The 14,585-nt window shown below is 63.2% G+C and carries 13 protein-coding genes; 6 read left to right on the top strand and 7 right to left on the bottom strand.

What is annotated here, in order from left to right; all coding sequences use genetic code 11:
* The 3 genes from AB4Z11_RS06180 to AB4Z11_RS06170 form a co-directional block, all read left to right on the top strand.
* The coding region (locus AB4Z11_RS06180; protein WP_442023474.1) for a 2-hydroxyacid dehydrogenase at nt 1-902 on the top strand (902 nt) is incomplete at its 5' end.
* Between the two features lie 53 nt (nt 903-955).
* Nucleotides 956-2,419 (top strand): glucose-6-phosphate dehydrogenase, encoded by a 1,464-nt coding sequence (gene zwf / locus AB4Z11_RS06175; protein ID WP_442023472.1) that lies wholly within the window; start codon nt 956-958, stop codon nt 2,417-2,419.
* A 2-nt stretch (nt 2,420-2,421) separates the two neighbouring features.
* On the top strand, nt 2,422-5,010 hold the full coding sequence (locus AB4Z11_RS06170) for a family 20 glycosylhydrolase (RefSeq protein WP_442023470.1): 2,589 nt from the start codon (nt 2,422-2,424) through the stop codon (nt 5,008-5,010).
* Between the two features lie 15 nt (nt 5,011-5,025).
* On the opposite strand, the gene AB4Z11_RS06165 is transcribed toward AB4Z11_RS06170, so the two are convergent.
* Nucleotides 5,026-6,228: a LysR family transcriptional regulator gene (locus AB4Z11_RS06165; protein ID WP_442023468.1), complete on the bottom strand. Its 1,203-nt coding sequence runs from the start codon at nt 6,226-6,228 to the stop codon at nt 5,026-5,028.
* Nucleotides 6,229-6,346: 118 nt separating this feature from the next.
* Here AB4Z11_RS06165 and AB4Z11_RS06160 point away from each other — a divergent pair, with 118 nt between their 5' ends.
* Genes AB4Z11_RS06160 through ligK form a run of 3 tightly spaced genes read left to right on the top strand, consistent with a single transcriptional unit; the run spans nt 6,347 to nt 9,198 of the window.
* Nucleotides 6,347-7,453 (top strand): 4-oxalomesaconate tautomerase, encoded by a 1,107-nt coding sequence (locus AB4Z11_RS06160; protein WP_442023467.1) that lies wholly within the window; start codon nt 6,347-6,349, stop codon nt 7,451-7,453.
* Nucleotides 7,454-7,477: 24 nt separating this feature from the next.
* A complete protein-coding gene (locus tag AB4Z11_RS06155; protein ID WP_442023477.1) occupies nt 7,478-8,503 on the top strand; it encodes an amidohydrolase family protein in 1,026 nt (341 codons plus the stop codon).
* Between the two features lie 11 nt (nt 8,504-8,514).
* Nucleotides 8,515-9,198, top strand: a complete 684-nt coding sequence (gene ligK / locus AB4Z11_RS06150; protein WP_442023475.1) for a 4-carboxy-4-hydroxy-2-oxoadipate aldolase/oxaloacetate decarboxylase — start codon at nt 8,515-8,517, stop codon at nt 9,196-9,198.
* 3 nt (nt 9,199-9,201) lie between these two features.
* On the opposite strand, the gene AB4Z11_RS06145 is transcribed toward ligK, so the two are convergent.
* From AB4Z11_RS06145 to AB4Z11_RS06120, 6 genes are all read right to left on the bottom strand, one after another.
* The gene (locus AB4Z11_RS06145; protein WP_442023465.1) at nt 9,202-10,566 is read right to left on the bottom strand and encodes an aminotransferase-like domain-containing protein; all 1,365 of its coding nucleotides are present in this window, start codon (nt 10,564-10,566) and stop codon (nt 9,202-9,204) included.
* A gap of 31 nt (nt 10,567-10,597) precedes the next feature.
* Nucleotides 10,598-10,945, bottom strand: a complete 348-nt coding sequence (locus tag AB4Z11_RS06140) for a hypothetical protein (protein ID WP_442023463.1) — start codon at nt 10,943-10,945, stop codon at nt 10,598-10,600.
* 41 nt (nt 10,946-10,986) lie between these two features.
* Nucleotides 10,987-12,789, bottom strand: a complete 1,803-nt coding sequence (locus tag AB4Z11_RS06135; RefSeq protein WP_442023461.1) for a DUF885 domain-containing protein — start codon at nt 12,787-12,789, stop codon at nt 10,987-10,989.
* A gap of 148 nt (nt 12,790-12,937) precedes the next feature.
* The gene (locus AB4Z11_RS06130) at nt 12,938-13,372 is read right to left on the bottom strand and encodes a DJ-1/PfpI family protein (protein WP_442023459.1); all 435 of its coding nucleotides are present in this window, start codon (nt 13,370-13,372) and stop codon (nt 12,938-12,940) included.
* 11 nt (nt 13,373-13,383) lie between these two features.
* Entirely contained in the window at nt 13,384-13,737 is a 354-nt protein-coding gene (locus AB4Z11_RS06125) for a CzcE family metal-binding protein (RefSeq protein WP_442023457.1), read from the bottom strand.
* 26 nt (nt 13,738-13,763) lie between these two features.
* Nucleotides 13,764-14,585, bottom strand: an 822-nt coding sequence (locus AB4Z11_RS06120) for an MFS transporter (protein WP_442023456.1), incomplete at its 5' end; no start/stop codon positions are given.

Genomic DNA, 14,585 nt, shown 5'->3' with positions numbered 1-14,585 from the left:
TGTCGCAACTTGAACAGCATTTCGAATGCCACCACTTGTGGCAGCAGCCGAAGGAGCTGCAGGCAGCCTGGCTGGCCGGCGTGGCAGGCGGTGTGCGGGCCGTGCTCACTACCGGCAGCATCGGTATCAAGGCAGACCTGGTGGCGCAGCTGCCGAAGCTGGAAATGGTCGCCGTCAACGGCATCGGCACCGATGCGGTGGACCTGGCGGCCACCCGGGCGCGCGGTATCGCGGTCAGCAATACACCAGGCGTGCTGACCGACGATGTGGCTGATCTGGCGCTCACTTTGCTACTGTCCGCCGCGCGCCGTTTGCCGGCCATGGACGCTTTCGTCCGCAATGGTTCCTGGGCGGCGGGAAAAGCGCTGACGCCGGCACGCGCCCTGCGCGGCAAAGTCTGCGGCATCTTCGGTTTCGGCCGGATTGGCCAGGCGATTGCCATGCGCGCCCAGGCCTTTGGCATGCAAACACTTTATTTCCAGCCGCGCGCCATTGAAGGTGCTTCGGTGCCACGCGCTGCTTCCCTGCTCGAACTGGCTGCAGCAAGCGACTATCTGGTGATCGCGGCCCCGGCCAGCCCGGCCACCCATCACGCGGTCAACGCGGAAGTGCTGCAGGCATTGGGTGCCCAGGGAACACTGATCAATATCGCCCGCGGCTCCCTGGTGGATGAGCAAACCCTGATCGCGTCCCTGCATGACCGGACACTTGGCATGGCCGCCCTGGACGTTTTCGCCGACGAACCGAGTGTTCCGGCTGCGTTATGTGAACTGGAAGACGTGATTCTGACACCGCACATCGGCAGCATGACGGTGGAAACCCGCCACGCCATGGGCCAGCTGGTGGTGGACAACCTTCTTGCGCATTTCAGCGGCCGTCCGCTAGCTACACCTGTCATGTAGTCAGACTTTGGGTATGATGAGCGTTCGTACCCAAAAATTCAGCCTGATCCGACATGACCACAACCGCTCAAACCGACTGCAGCCTGGCCCTCGATATGATCATCTTCGGGGGCATGGGCGACCTCGCCATGCGCAAACTGCTGCCAGCGCTGTACATGGCTCACCTGCATGGCAACCTGCCTCCGACAACCCGCATCATTTCCACTGGCCGCCAGGAATTCGACCGGAATGCCTATCTGGCCTTTGTCGAAGAGCATTCCCGTTCCTTTATTACCGGCGGCGCCTTCACCGACGAGGCATGGCGCGGCTTCCTGCAGTTGCTGGAATATGTGCGCCTGGATGTGCAGCAGGATGATCTGGCGGCGCTGGCGAAGGCGTYGCGTCCCGGTGCAGAGCGCGTGTTCTATCTGGCCACCGCGCCGTCCCTGTTCACCACCATTTGCGACAAGCTGGCCGCCGCTGGGCTGGTCGACAAGAACGCCCGCGTGGTGCTGGAAAAGCCGCTGGGCCGCGATCTGGCATCGGCGGTCGAGATCAACGAGGCGGTCGGCAAGCATTTCGAGGAATCGCAGATCTATCGTATCGACCATTATCTGGGCAAGGAAACGGTACAGAATCTGATGGTTCTGCGCTTTGGCAATTCGATTCTGGAACCGCTGTGGCGCGCGCCGAACATCACCAGCGTACAGATCACGGTGGCCGAAGAGGTGGGTGTTGGCAGCCGCGCCGGCTTCTACGACAGTGCAGGCGCCATGCGCGATATGGTGCAGAACCACTTGCTGCAGCTGCTGTGCATCGTCGCCATGGAGCCGCCGGCGTCGCTGGCGCCGGACGCGGTCCGCGATGAAAAGCTGAAGGTGYTGCGTTCGCTGCGGCCCTTCACCCTGGCCACCATTGCGCGCGATACGGTGCGCGGCCAGTATGTGCGCGGTGTGAGCGGCAATCAGCCGGTGGAAGGTTATCTGGAGGAGCGCAATGTGCCGCAGGATAGCAGCACCGAGACTTTCGTCGCCCTGCGAACCTACGTGGACACCTGGCGCTGGTCCAAGGTGCCGTTCTATCTGCGTACCGGCAAGCGCATGCAGCGCCGTTCGTCCAAGATCGTGGTGGAGTTCGCGAACCCGCCGTTCCCGCTGTTCCCTGAGAGCCCGGGCGGTGTTGCCAATCGCCTGGTGATCGAGTTGCAGCCGGAAGAGGCGATCAAGCTGCAGGTCATGGCCAAGCAGCCGGGCAGCGGCATGAAGATGCAGCAGGTTGAATTGAACCTGGACCTGCAGTCCGCTTTCTCTCAGCGCCGCGCCGAGGCTTACGAGCGCCTGCTGATCGACGTGGTGCGCGGACGCCTCACGCACTTCATGCGCCGCGATGAATTGGAAGCGGCATGGCAGTGGGTCGAGCCGATCATCAACGGCTGGACTGCGCTGGCCGAGAAGCCCAACAACTACGCGGCTGGTACCTGGGGACCATCCGAATCGTTCGCGCTGCTGGCCCGGGATGGATTTAACTGGGTCGAATAGGCATGCCCCGCAGCCGCAGAGGTTTCTTCGCACTGGCAGGCGGTCTGCTCTCGCTGGCTCTCGGCGTGGCGATCACCGTGCCGGCGACGCCCGCCGCCGCCACCCCGACGGCGGGCGTCTCATCGGATGCGGGCGCGTTTGGCGCTGGGCCGCTGCATCTGCGCTGGGAACTGCTGCGCAACGAGGTCCCGCCCCAAGGGCCGGGCAGAGCGCTTGCGCGGCTGACCATCAGCAGTGACAAGCTGTCCTTGCCCACCAGCGGCTGGGCGCTGTACTTCAACGTCATGGATGGCCTTGCGCCGCAATCGTTGGGCAATGGCCTGGCGCTGGAACAGGTCAGCGGGCAGTTGTTCCGGCTGCGTCCCGTTGCTGGCTTCGCGGGTCTGGCGCCAGGCGCCAGCGTCGCGGCGGATTTTCTTTACCCCGGCCCGCTGACCAACACAGTGAAAGCGCCCGCCGGACCGTATCTGGCCTTTGATAATCAGCCGGAATCCGGCGCTGCGATCACCAGCTACGAGATTGCGCCTTTACTCCGCCCCGAGCAGCTGAACGCCGGGCCGCATGCGCCGGCCATTGTGACGCCGGAAGACTGGTACGCACGCAACTCCGCTATTGCCGACATCGCGCCCGATGCGCTGCCGCCAGTGTTCCCAAGCCCGCAGCACGCCGAGCGCGGCGCGGGCATGCTGCATCTGGCGGCCATGCCTATGATCGACGCACCGCCCGCCTTGCGCAACGAAGCAGTGATGGCAACGGCCGTGCTGGCACCATACTTCGGCGCGATGGCGCCCGGCACGGCCCACGCTCCAGCCGGCAGCCGGGCCGGCGTCCGGGGCGGCGTGCCCGCCACTGGCGCGGTCCCGGCCGGTTCCGCCTCCGGCGTGGCCACGACGACGCTTCCGGTCCCACCTGCGACCACGGCGTCAGCGGCGGCAAGGGCACGCCTGACGCTGCGTGTTGCCGAAGTCACCGGCAGCGCCTCGCCTGAGGCATATGTGCTGGCCGTCGATCCGGCGCAGGGCATCACAGTGCAGGGCGCCACGCCGAGCGGCGTATTCCGTGGCCTGCAGTCGCTGCGCCAGTTGCTGCCGCTGATGCCTGCGGCGACCGGCGGCGTCGAGTTGTCCGAGCTGAAGATCACCGACGCGCCGCGCTTCGCCTATCGCGGCGTCATGCTCGATGTAGCGCGCAACTTCCAGCGTAAGGAAGTCATCTTCCGCCTGCTCGATCTGATGGCACGCTACAAGCTCAATGTATTCCATTTCCACCTCACCGACGATGAAGGCTGGCGGCTGGCGATCAAAGGCCTGCCCGAGCTGACGGACTTCGGCGCACGTCGCGGCCACACGCTCAGTGTCGCCAGCCATTTGCAGCCTGCCTATGGCTCCGGCCCGCAGTTGGACGACCCGCACGGCAGCGGCTTTTACACGCGCGAGGACTACATCGCCATCCTGCGCTACGCTCAGGCGCGGCACATCGAAGTCATCCCCGAAATTGAAATGCCCGGCCACGCGCGGGCTGCCGTGAAGGCCATGGAGCAGCGCTACCGCCGCCTGGCCGCTAGCGATCCGGCCGCCGCGCGCCGCTACATGCTGCGCGATCCCGGCGACCGCTCGGCATACACCTCGCCCCAGCTATATCACGACCACGTGATGGACCCTGGCCTGGACTCCACCTACACCTTCATCGAGCACGTTGTCGCGGAAGTCGCAAGCATGCACAAGGAAGCAGGCGTCCCGCTGGCCCGCATGCACGTTGGCGGCGACGAAGTCCCAGCCGGTGCATGGGAAAAATCACCGGCCAGCCAGCGCCTGAAGCTGAACTCGACCGCCGACCTGTGGGACCGTTTCTACGACCGCGTGACGGGTATTCTGGCGCGGCACGGCATGTCCGCATATGGCTGGCAGGAGCTTGGCGTGCGGCACAAGGAGCCGAATCCGGCTTTCAGCCAGCGCGGCATTCAGCTGCTGGTCTGGGACGACGTCGGCACCTCCGCGGACATGGCCAACCGGCTCGCGCATGCCGGCTATGGCGTCGTGCTGGCGCCGGCGACGCAGCTCTATTTCGACATGGCCTACAACCGCAATCCGGATGAACCGGGCGTGAACTGGGCGGCATACACTGAGCTGGACAAAGCCTTTGCGTTTGACCCAGCCCACTATGGCACGCGCAACATCCTCGGTATTGAGTGCACGCTGTTCACGGAAACCGTGCGCGAACTCGATCGCATGGATTATCTGCTGATGCCGCGCATGCTCGCGCTGGCGGAACGCGCCTGGGCGCCCGAGCAGGCCCGCGACTGGTCCGTCTTCGCCAACCAGCTAGGCAAGCGCGTGCTGCCACGCCTGGATGCAGAACGCAGCGGCATCGCCTATCGCATCGCGCCACCGGGCTTGCACGTCGAGCACGGGCAGGTGCTGGCCAATCATCAGCTGCCGAGCTTTGCACTGCACTACACGCTGGATGGCAGCGTGCCGACGGCAAACAGCCCGCTCGTGACAGGCCCCATCCGTACCCATGGACTGGTACGCGTAGCTGCGGTGGCGCAGAACGGCCGGGTGGGCGCGGTGTCGGAAGTGCGCCTGCCATAAGCCTGCGCGCTGCGGTCAGCTGCGCCAGTGCGCGCTGACCGCTTCAATTTCCGCCAGCAGTGCGTTGGCGCCTGGCGATAGATGTGCGTTCTTGCGTGTGGTGATGCCGATGCTGCGTTCCGTACCCGGCAGGTCGAACGGCAGCACCACCAGCTGGCCGGTGCGCACCTCGTGATGMAGCTGGTGTGCTGACAGCACGGTCAGCATATCGCTGCACACCAGCAGGCCGCGCAGCAGCGCCAGGTCGCCCGTTTCGACGGCAGGCGAGGGCGCTTGCGCTCCGTGCCGCTGAAAGAAGTGTTCCAGCGATTCGCGCAATGGCGTGCCGCTGCGCGACAGCACCCAGGGATAGCCGGCCAGATCCTTCAATTTCAATTTGCCGCGCTGCGCCAGTGGATGGCCGGCACGCGCCACCAGCGCCGCCTTGTCCTCCAGCAGCGCGCGCGAGTCAAAGTCATCGCCAACGCCGCTGCGCTGAGCRCCGACAATGAAATCGATGCGGCCGCTCAGCAGGCTCGCCATCAATTCTTCATAAGGACTTTCGAGCGAACGGACATGCAGCAGTGGATGACGCTGTAGTACCGAGGCAATCGCCATCGGCAGAATCTGCGAGCGCGCCAGCGGCAGCGCGCCAATGGTCACGGTGCCCAGCACCACGCCTTGCAGCGCCGCGATATCCTCGGGAATGTGGCGCAGCTCGGCGAGCACGCGCTCGAAGGATTCCGTCCAGCGGCGGCCTGAATCGGTGGGCACCATGCCGTGCGCGCTGCGTAGGAAGAGCGCTTGGCCCAGCATATCCTCAAGCCGCGCGATGGCCTGGCTGACCGCCGATTGCGACACGCCCATGGCGTGCGCCACGCTGGGCATGTGGTGCATCTCTGCCAACAGCGCCGCAGCCTGAAGACGGCGCTCATTCAGCAGAGCCTCGATGCCGCCTACTTTGGCGCCATTGCGGTCGCGCAGCCGTACGGCTTCCTCGCGCACTGCATGCAGTTCAGCCTCAATACGGTCGGCGCGCCGGCGCACCACATCCCCAGCCGCGGTCAGCAGCATGCCGCGGCCTTTGCGCTCGAACAGCTGGGTGCTCAGGTTCTCCTCCAGCGTCGCCACCGAGCGCGCCACGGCGGACGAGGCCCGGTACAGGCTCTCTGACGAAGCCCGGATTCCCCCGCTGGCCGCGACGGCGTTAAAGGCATGAAGATGGCGCAGGCTGATCATGGACGGAAAATGTAGGTGTAATAAGTAAATTAGAACAAATCATCGTCCACAACGCAACCAAGGCTGCCGTCTCTGCGCGGATACTGGTGTCGTTCAAACAGCAAAACCGCAACGCATCATGAGCAATCAACCCGACTCCGATCTGCGCGCCGTGCCCTGCATGCTGATGCGCGGTGGCACCTCGCGCGGGCCATTTTTCCTGGAATCCGACCTGCCGGCCGATACCGCCGCGCGCGACCGGCTGTTGCTGGCGGCCATGGGTTCACCCGATCCGCGCCAGATCGATGGCCTGGGCGGCGCGCATCCTCTGACCAGCAAAGTCGGCATTGTCCGCCGCAGCACCACGCCGGGCGTCGATCTCGACTTCCTGTTCGCGCAGCTGCAGCCGAATAAGGACACGGTGGACGTCACGCCCAATTGCGGCAATATGCTGGCCGCTGTGCTGCCGTTTGCCCTGGAGCGCGGCCTGCTGCCGATTTCCAACGGCACGACCACCGCGCGCGTCCTGACTCTCAACACCGGTATGCAATGCGACGTGACGGTGCAGACGCCGCACGGCAGGCTGCAATACGGCGGCGATGCGCGCATCGATGGCGTGCCGGGAACGGCGGCACCAATCAGTATCAACTTCCTCGATACCGCCGGTTCGGTATGTCCGTCCATGCTGCCGAGTGGCCGTGTGCTGGACCGCGTCAGCGTTGGCGCCGAAACTATCGAAGCCACCCTGATCGACAACGGCATGCCCATGGTGCTGGTGCGCGCCACCGACTTCGGCATCACCGGCTACGAAACCGCGGCCGAACTGAATGCGCATGAAGCGCTGAAGGCTCGTCTGGAAGCGCTGCGCCTGGCCGTTGGTCCGCTGATGGGCCTTGGCGATGTCAGCGCCAGGAATTATCCGAAAATGTGCCTGATCGCGCCACCGCGCGAGGGCGGGGCGCTCGCGACACGCTGCTTCATCCCGCACGTTTGCCACGATTCCATTGGGGTCCTGGCCGCCGTGACCGTCGCTACGGCCTGCGTTCTTGACGGCTCGGTCGCTGACGGCATCGCTGTTGTGCCGCCAGGCGATGAGAAAACACTGTCCATCGAACACCCAACCGGCGAATTCAGCGTGGACCTGGGTCTGGACCCGAACAATCCCGGGCAAGTCACGCGCGCCGCGCTGCTGCGTACTGCCCGGCCCATCATGCGGGGCGAAGTGCTCGTTCCCGCGCATCTCTGAAGAAGGAAGACCATGCGCAAGCCTTTGATTATCGACTGCCACGGCCACTACACCACCGCGCCGAAAGCGCTGGAGGAATGGCGCAACAAGCAGATCGCCAACTTGAATACGCCGGAACTGGGGCCGAAAGTATCGGAGCTGAAGATCAGCGACGATGAACTGCGCGAGTCCATCGAACTGAATCAGCTGCGCCTGATGAAGGAGCGCGGCTCGGATCTGACTATTTTCTCGCCGCGAGCCAGCTTCATGGCGCACCACATCGGCGATTTCAATACGAGCGCTACCTGGGCTGCCATCTGCAATGAGCTGTGCGCGCGCGTGGCGCAGCTGTTCCCGGACCACTTCATTGGCGCGGCCATGTTGCCGCAATCGCCTGGCGTCGACCCCGCGACCTGCATTCCGGAGCTGGAGAAGTGCGTCAAGGAATACGGCATGGTCGGCATCAATCTGAATCCCGACCCATCAGGCGGCCACTGGACCTCGCCGCCGCTATCGGATAAATCGTGGTATCCGATTTACGAGAAGATGGTGGAATACGGCATCCCGGCCATGATCCACGTCAGCACCAGCTGCAATGCCTGCTTCCATACAACGGGCGCCCATTACCTGAATGCCGATACCACCGCCTTCATGCAGTGCCTGACCAGTGATCTGTTCAAGGATTTCCCGACACTGAAGTTCCTGATTCCGCATGGCGGCGGCGCGGTGCCGTATCACTGGGGACGCTTCCGCGGTCTGGCTCAGGAGATGAAAAAGCCGCTGCTCAGCGAACACCTGTTGAACAACATCTTCTTCGATACTTGCGTGTATCACCAGCCGGGCATCGACCTGCTGACCAAGGTCATGCCGGTGAAGAATGTGCTGTTCGCTTCCGAGATGATCGGCGCCGTTCGTGGCATTGATCCGGAAACCGGCAACTACTACGACGACACCAAACGCTATATCGAAGCAGCCAATCTGAGCGACGACGACCGCGCCAATATTTTCGAACACAACGCGCGCCGCGTGTATCCGCGCCTGGATGCAGCACTGAAGGAGAAGGGACTATGACCACACCGCTGATCAATCAACTGGGCGTCGTCAAGCGCAATATTGTGCGCGCAGAGCGCGAGCATGTCGATCACCTGGGCCGATTCGGCAGCGCGACGGTGCACGAAGCCATGGGCCGTATGGGCCTGCTGAAGCCGTACATGCGCCCGATCTATGCGGGCGCGCAGGCGTCCGGCGCCGCCGTCACCGTGCTGCTGCATCCGGGCGATAACTGGATGCTGCACGTGGCGGCGGAGCAGATCCAGCCTGGCGATATCGTGGTCGCGGCAATCACGGCCGATTGCACCGATGGCTACTTCGGCGACCTGCTGGCGACCAGCTTCATGGCACGCGGCGCCAAGGCGCTGATCATCGATGCCGGCGTGCGCGATGTGCGGGTGCTGAAGGAGATGGGCTTTCCGGTCTGGAGCAAAGCAATCAGCGCCAAAGGCTGCATCAAGGCGACGCTGGGTTCCGTGAACATTCCCGTGCTGTGCGCCGGTGCGCTGGTGAATCCGGGCGATGCTGTCATTGCCGATGACGATGGCGTGGTCATTGTGCCGGCAGCCGATGCGGCCCGCGTCGCTGCCGTGGCCCAGAAGCGCGAAGACCTGGAAGCCGAAAAGCGTGCCAAGCTGGCATCCGGCGTGCTGGGTCTGGACATGTACAGCATGCGCGGCCCGCTGGAGCAGGCCGGGCTGAAATACATCGATTGAAACTCAGATCACCGAGTCATTGAAAGAGTGGGGCACGCGTGTGAGCAGCTGGGACAGGCGGTGCAAGCCCGCACCCAGGTGCTTGCGGTCCTGAATGCTGCCGAGTGAGATGCGGATCGCGTGCTGCCCTTCCACTTCGGCGCTGAAGGCTTCGGCCGGTGTGACTGCCAGGCCTTCCATGGCGGCAGCGCGTGCCAGATCAGAAGAAGTCCAGTAGCTGGGTAGCTTCAACCAGATGTGCAGTCCATCGGGCGCCGCGCCGGGGCGGCCTGCCAGCAGCTCATGAGCAAGTTGCTGGCGAATTTGTGCTTCTTCCTTCACGCCCTGGAATAGCCGCTGCGCGGAACCGTCGAAAATCCATTGGGTGGCCAGCGCCGTTGTCAGCGGCGGCGCCATCAGCACGAAGGCGCGCAGGGCGGAGATGAAGCGCTGGCGCTCCACTGCGTCGCGCAGGACGACAAAGGCGACGCGCAAGCCCGGCGTCAGGCACTTCGACAAGGTGGAGATGTAGCAGGCATGGTCCGGCGCATGGCGCGTTATTGGTGATGGCGCGGAGTCGGCAAACAGCCAGTATGGATCATCCTCAATAATGCGCACCCCGCAGCGCACGACAGCCGCCGCGATTTCCTTGCGCCGCTTTGCCGGCATGGTGACCGTGGTCGGATTCTGCAGGGTGGGATTGAGATAGACCAGGCGCGCACCGTGACGCTTGCAAGCTTTCGTCAGAGCATCGGGCAGCATGCCGGATTCGTCCGTTTCGACGGTCACCAGCTGGCGGCCCAGCTGCATGGCTGCTGCGCGCAAGCCGGGATAAATTGTTGGCTCGGACAGAATCACATCGCCCGGCGCCGAATGCGCCAGGATCAGCGCAGCCAGCGCCGCCTGCGCGCCAGGGCAGACCACGATGTGTTCAGGATCGAGCTTGCCGAACATCGGTTCCAGCCATTTGGCACCGGCGGCGCGGTCGGATTCGCTGCCCCCGCCCAGGTGATAAGTCATCAGCAGCGCGTTCTCCGCGCGCAGCAGCACCTGCGACACGCCTTGCTTCATCAGATCATCAAAATTCACGCCGGCAGGTGGCGGAGGGACGTTCATGCTCAGGTCAAGCACTTGCGCCAGTTCGACCTTGGGCACGGCGACATAGGTGCCGCGCGCACCGCGGCCTTCCAGCAGATTGCGCCGCCTGGCTTCGTCATAAGCGCGCGTGATGGTTGTCAGGTCGACATCCAGCTGGGCCGCCAGTTCGCGCTGCGGCGGCAACCTGTCGCCGGGTTTAAGCAGGCCCTCGAACATTGCGCGTTCGAGGGCATCGGCAATTTGCAGGTAGCGTGGGCCGCCTCCTGAATCCAGCACAGGCAGCCATTCCATGGATCTTCTATGGGACATACTGCCGACGGATCTACTCGTCGAATTCTGAGCTCAGGTCTTTGAAGCCCTTGCGTACGGCGAAAGCCAGGAATTCATCCGGCGTATCGAGTACGATCAGCTTCTTTTCCTGAATCACCGGGTCGCCCGGCGTCAGGTCGGGACCCTTGTAGCCCAGCGTGCGCAGGTGCGCGCTGATCTCGGCGATAAGCTTTTTGTCCTTGTGCAGGCCGTCGCTGGCCGGTGCAGCCAGGTCAACATAGAGGTCGATTACGCCATAGCCTTCGTCGAAAATGCGGATGGCTTTGATGTCGATGGAGCGGCCGCTGCCGTCGCTGGCCTTGAAAGGGCCGCTGAGCTGGATGTCGGTGTCTTGGTTCATTTCGGCAGAATACACCAAATCCGGCCCAGCGGCGTCTACGATCAGCGCGAGGCTTGCGCTACCGTTTTGCCTTGTGCCGGAACGAAGTCCTCCATCACGGCTTTACGCAGCAGAGCAGGAGGCAGCATGCCCTGGGCCAGCACGAAGTCGTTGAAGGCCTTGCGATCGAACTTCGCACGCAGGGCTACTTCAGCAGCCTGGCGGGTTTCCATCAGGCGCTGGTAGCCGTAGAAGTAAGAGGTTGCCTGGCCCGGCGAGCGGAAGGTGTAGCGCTGCATTTCCTGCGTTGCCATGCCGTCGGACAGGCACACCTGGTCCATCAGGAAGGAGTGCACGTCTTCCGGCGTGATTTCGCCCAGATTTACCATCGGATCGAGGAAGGCGCGTGCCGCGCGCTGCATGCGGGCTTGCAGCGCAAACAACTGGCCGTCCAGCGGCTCATATGGCTGCATTTCCGCTTCCGCATACAGCGCCCAGCCTTCCACGTTCACGCTGTTGAAGGCAAACACCGCACGGGCGGTGGATACGCCGGTTTCCATCATCTTCGCAAACTGCAGTTCGTGGCCCGGACGCGCTTCATGCGCGGTCAGGGTCCAGGTAGCCGCCTGGTGGGTGAAGTCGTCGAAGACCTTGGCTTTGCCGCTGGCATCCGGCGGCATGCCGGTGGTCAGAACGAATTCGCCATATTCGCCGGTGTTGCCGATCAGGCGTGGCGGGTTCATATGTGGCGCGGGCAGGGCGGCGTTTTCGGCCGGCGTGGCGAGACGGATCACGGCCTTGCGGTCAGGCAGGCTCACGATCTTTTGTTCACGCACTGCGGCTTCGATCTGGCCCAGGCGCTCCTGGTACAGTGGCATCACGTTGTCGAGCGGGATCTGCTGCTTTTTCAATTCCTTGATGACGGCGCGGTAGTCCGCATTAGGCAGCTTGCGCTCTTTGGCGATCAGGCCGGCCGTAATATTCATCTGGTTGCGGATCTCGGAGAACGAAGTCAGTGCCTTGGCAATCAGTTCCTGCGGCGTGATGTCGACGCCGAACTGGTGCAGGTTGTCGGCATAGATTTCCGGTGGCAGGCGGTGATCGGCGCGCGCCAGCGGCAGAATCTTCTTGCGCACATTGTCGTTATACGCGTTCAGCTGCTTTTCCAGCGCGCTGAAGGCCGGCTCCCAGCCTTGCAGATCGCTCTTGGTCAGCAGATCCTTCATGCCGGCGATCAGTTGCGGCCCATCGTTCAGCGATTGTTCCACTTCGCCCTTGTAGGGACCCAGCAGCTTCGGATTGGCTTTCAGGCGTTCCTGCAAACGCTCCTGCGCCAGTTCGGTGATCGGACGATAGCCCTTGGTCATGCCCGCGTATTTTTGCAGGCGCACCAGCAGGGTTTTCTGGCGTTCTTTTGGGATGCGCGGATCGAGGGTCTGGCGCACCACCTCGAACAGCATCTGGTTCATGTCCTGGTAAGGCAGCATCAGCTTGCGCTGCAGCTCGTTCGTCTTGAGCTGGTCATTTCCGGTGTTGATCAGGATTTGCAGGTCCTGCTTGATCTTCGGGTCCGTTTCCGCTTTCAGGCGCTTCAGCAGTTCGGCGACGACTGCGCGCGTATCCTTGACGGTGGCATCGTACTGGTCGTGCGACATGTCGGTGATCAGTTCATCATAGCCATCCACGCCCAGCGAGCTGGCGCTCTCCGGCGAATATTTGGCCATGAGGTTCAGCAGCAGCTTGGCGTTGTCGTTGCTCTTGGCGACCCAGCCTGGTTCGGCGGCGCCAGCGAAGCCGGACAGGGAGGAGAACGCCAGCGTGATCGCGCCCAGCACGGCACGGACTTTCCAGTTTGGTTTCGACATCGGATTCCTTTTTTGTAAGTGGCAAGCTGCTTGTGGCAGCCCGGGGATGGGTTCGGGTGGACCGCCCTCCAGTATATGAAACTCCCCTGGCCACAGCAAAACCATGCGACAGACCGCTAAAAATCGGGGTTGAGATGAAGATTTCCGGCTATACGCGTATCGGGCGTTCCGGGATGATCATCAGTTCGCGGGCAGTCTGCGATGCGATTTGCGCCCCCAGGTCTTCTTCGACCATCGACAACGCGCGCAGCAGTGTGCCGGAGCTGATGGAGCGCAGGCGCCGTACCACAGCAGCCCGCTGTACCAGCCAGTGGATCAGGCGCTGCCTGGCTGCCTTCTCGTGCAACTGCATTCCGCCGGGTAGCAGCAAGGTGTCGATGTCGTGCGGTGCAGCATCGATGGTACATGTGGGCTGGAAGAGCATGCCGTTCGAGGCGCGGACCGGACCTTGCTGCAGTCCGATCAGCTCAAATTGGTAGGCAGCCGGCTGGTGCGCCAGCTGCGCCGCCTTGTAGAACACGTCCAGCGCGCCGCCGACTTCCAGCGCATGTACGCCGGCGAAGATCAGGATGCCGATACGCATGGCGCATCGCCTCAATTGCGGTACATTTCGCGGAACTCCGGGTTTTCGGCGACGTGGACTTTCACGCCATCCGCGTGCAGGTCCTTCGGCAGAATGAAGGACAGATTGAGCACGCCGCCCTCCGGTGTGAACAAATCGAATTTCCAGGTGAACTGTTTACCCTCGATGTTGAAGGTGATCGTCTCGCCATTCACCACCTTGACGTCCCTGGTGTTGGCGTTGATGTCGACGACGCGTTCGGCTGCCGCCGCTGCGGCCGGCGCGCCATAGACTTTTGGTGTTACGTCAAAGATGCCGGCATTGGCGTTCGAGACAAAGGCAGCGGCTGCAAAGGCAATGGCCGCAAGGGTTCTGGTGGTTTTCATGGTCAACTCCTAATGAAATAAATGATTCAGCTGCGGCGCCGCGCGCCGAGCCAGTGAAGGGTGGATGCGAGCAGGCCCAGCGCGACGCCAAAGACGACCACGCCCATCCAGCCGTAGCGTGTCATCAGCCATCCGCTGATCGTTACGCCAACGGCGCCTCCAAAGAAGGTCGCAGTCATGTAAAGGCTGTTGATGCGGCCTTGTGCTGTCGGGTCAACTGCGAAAGCGCGGGTCTGGTTCGATACAAGCCCGGACTGCACGCCGATATCGAGCACGATGACACCGATTATCAGCAGGGCCAGCGAGGATTCAGCGCCCGCAAGCAGCATGTAAGCAAGCGTCACAACGCCGATGCTGACGCCAATGATGTTGCGCGGCCCGAGTTTGTCCGTGGCGCGTCCGCCGACGGAAGCGGCCAGCGCACCCGCCGCGCCGATGATGCCGAAGCTGCCGGCCCAGGCGCTGTTCAAATGCCATGGGCCATTGGCCAGCAGCGAAGCCAGGTTCACCCAGAAGGCATTAAAGCAAGCCCACAGCAGCGCCTGGATCATCATCGATTCCCGAATCGGACGATGGTTGCGCGCCAGTGGCCACAGTGACGCCAGCAATCGGCCGTAAGTCAGATTAGTGGTCGGCACACCGGGAGGCAGCAAGGTGGCCGCTCCAATCCAGACGGGAATCATGAATGCAGCTTCCGCGCCGTACACTGCGCGCCAGCCATAGGCGGTTCCGATCATGCCGCTGATGGTGCGGCCGAGCAGGGCGCCGACCATGATGCCGCTGACGACCGTTCCGACTGCGCGCCCGCGTTCAGCAGGCAGCGACATCACGGCCGCAAAAGGCACCAG

The sequence above is a fragment of the Pseudoduganella sp. RAF53_2 genome (assembly GCF_052113985.1).
Classification (GTDB): Bacteria; Pseudomonadota; Gammaproteobacteria; order Burkholderiales; family Burkholderiaceae_D; genus Rugamonas.
This window is presented reverse-complemented; position numbering and strand designations above follow the sequence as displayed.

What these genes read in the sequence shown, in the direction of transcription:
- AB4Z11_RS06170 (WP_442023470.1), top strand. Translation starts at nt 2,422, where the DNA reads ATGCCCCGCAGCCGCAGAGGTTTCTTCGCACTGGCAGGCGGTCTGCTC.
- AB4Z11_RS06160 (WP_442023467.1), top strand. Translation starts at nt 6,347, where the DNA reads ATGAGCAATCAACCCGACTCCGATCTGCGCGCCGTGCCCTGCATGCTG.
- AB4Z11_RS06145 (WP_442023465.1), bottom strand. Translation starts at nt 10,566, where the DNA reads ATGGAATGGCTGCCTGTGCTGGATTCAGGAGGCGGCCCACGCTACCTG.
- AB4Z11_RS06140 (WP_442023463.1), bottom strand. Translation starts at nt 10,945, where the DNA reads ATGAACCAAGACACCGACATCCAGCTCAGCGGCCCTTTCAAGGCCAGC.
- AB4Z11_RS06135 (WP_442023461.1), bottom strand. Translation starts at nt 12,789, where the DNA reads ATGTCGAAACCAAACTGGAAAGTCCGTGCCGTGCTGGGCGCGATCACG.
- AB4Z11_RS06130 (WP_442023459.1), bottom strand. Translation starts at nt 13,372, where the DNA reads ATGCGTATCGGCATCCTGATCTTCGCCGGCGTACATGCGCTGGAAGTC.
- AB4Z11_RS06125 (WP_442023457.1), bottom strand. Translation starts at nt 13,737, where the DNA reads ATGAAAACCACCAGAACCCTTGCGGCCATTGCCTTTGCAGCCGCTGCC.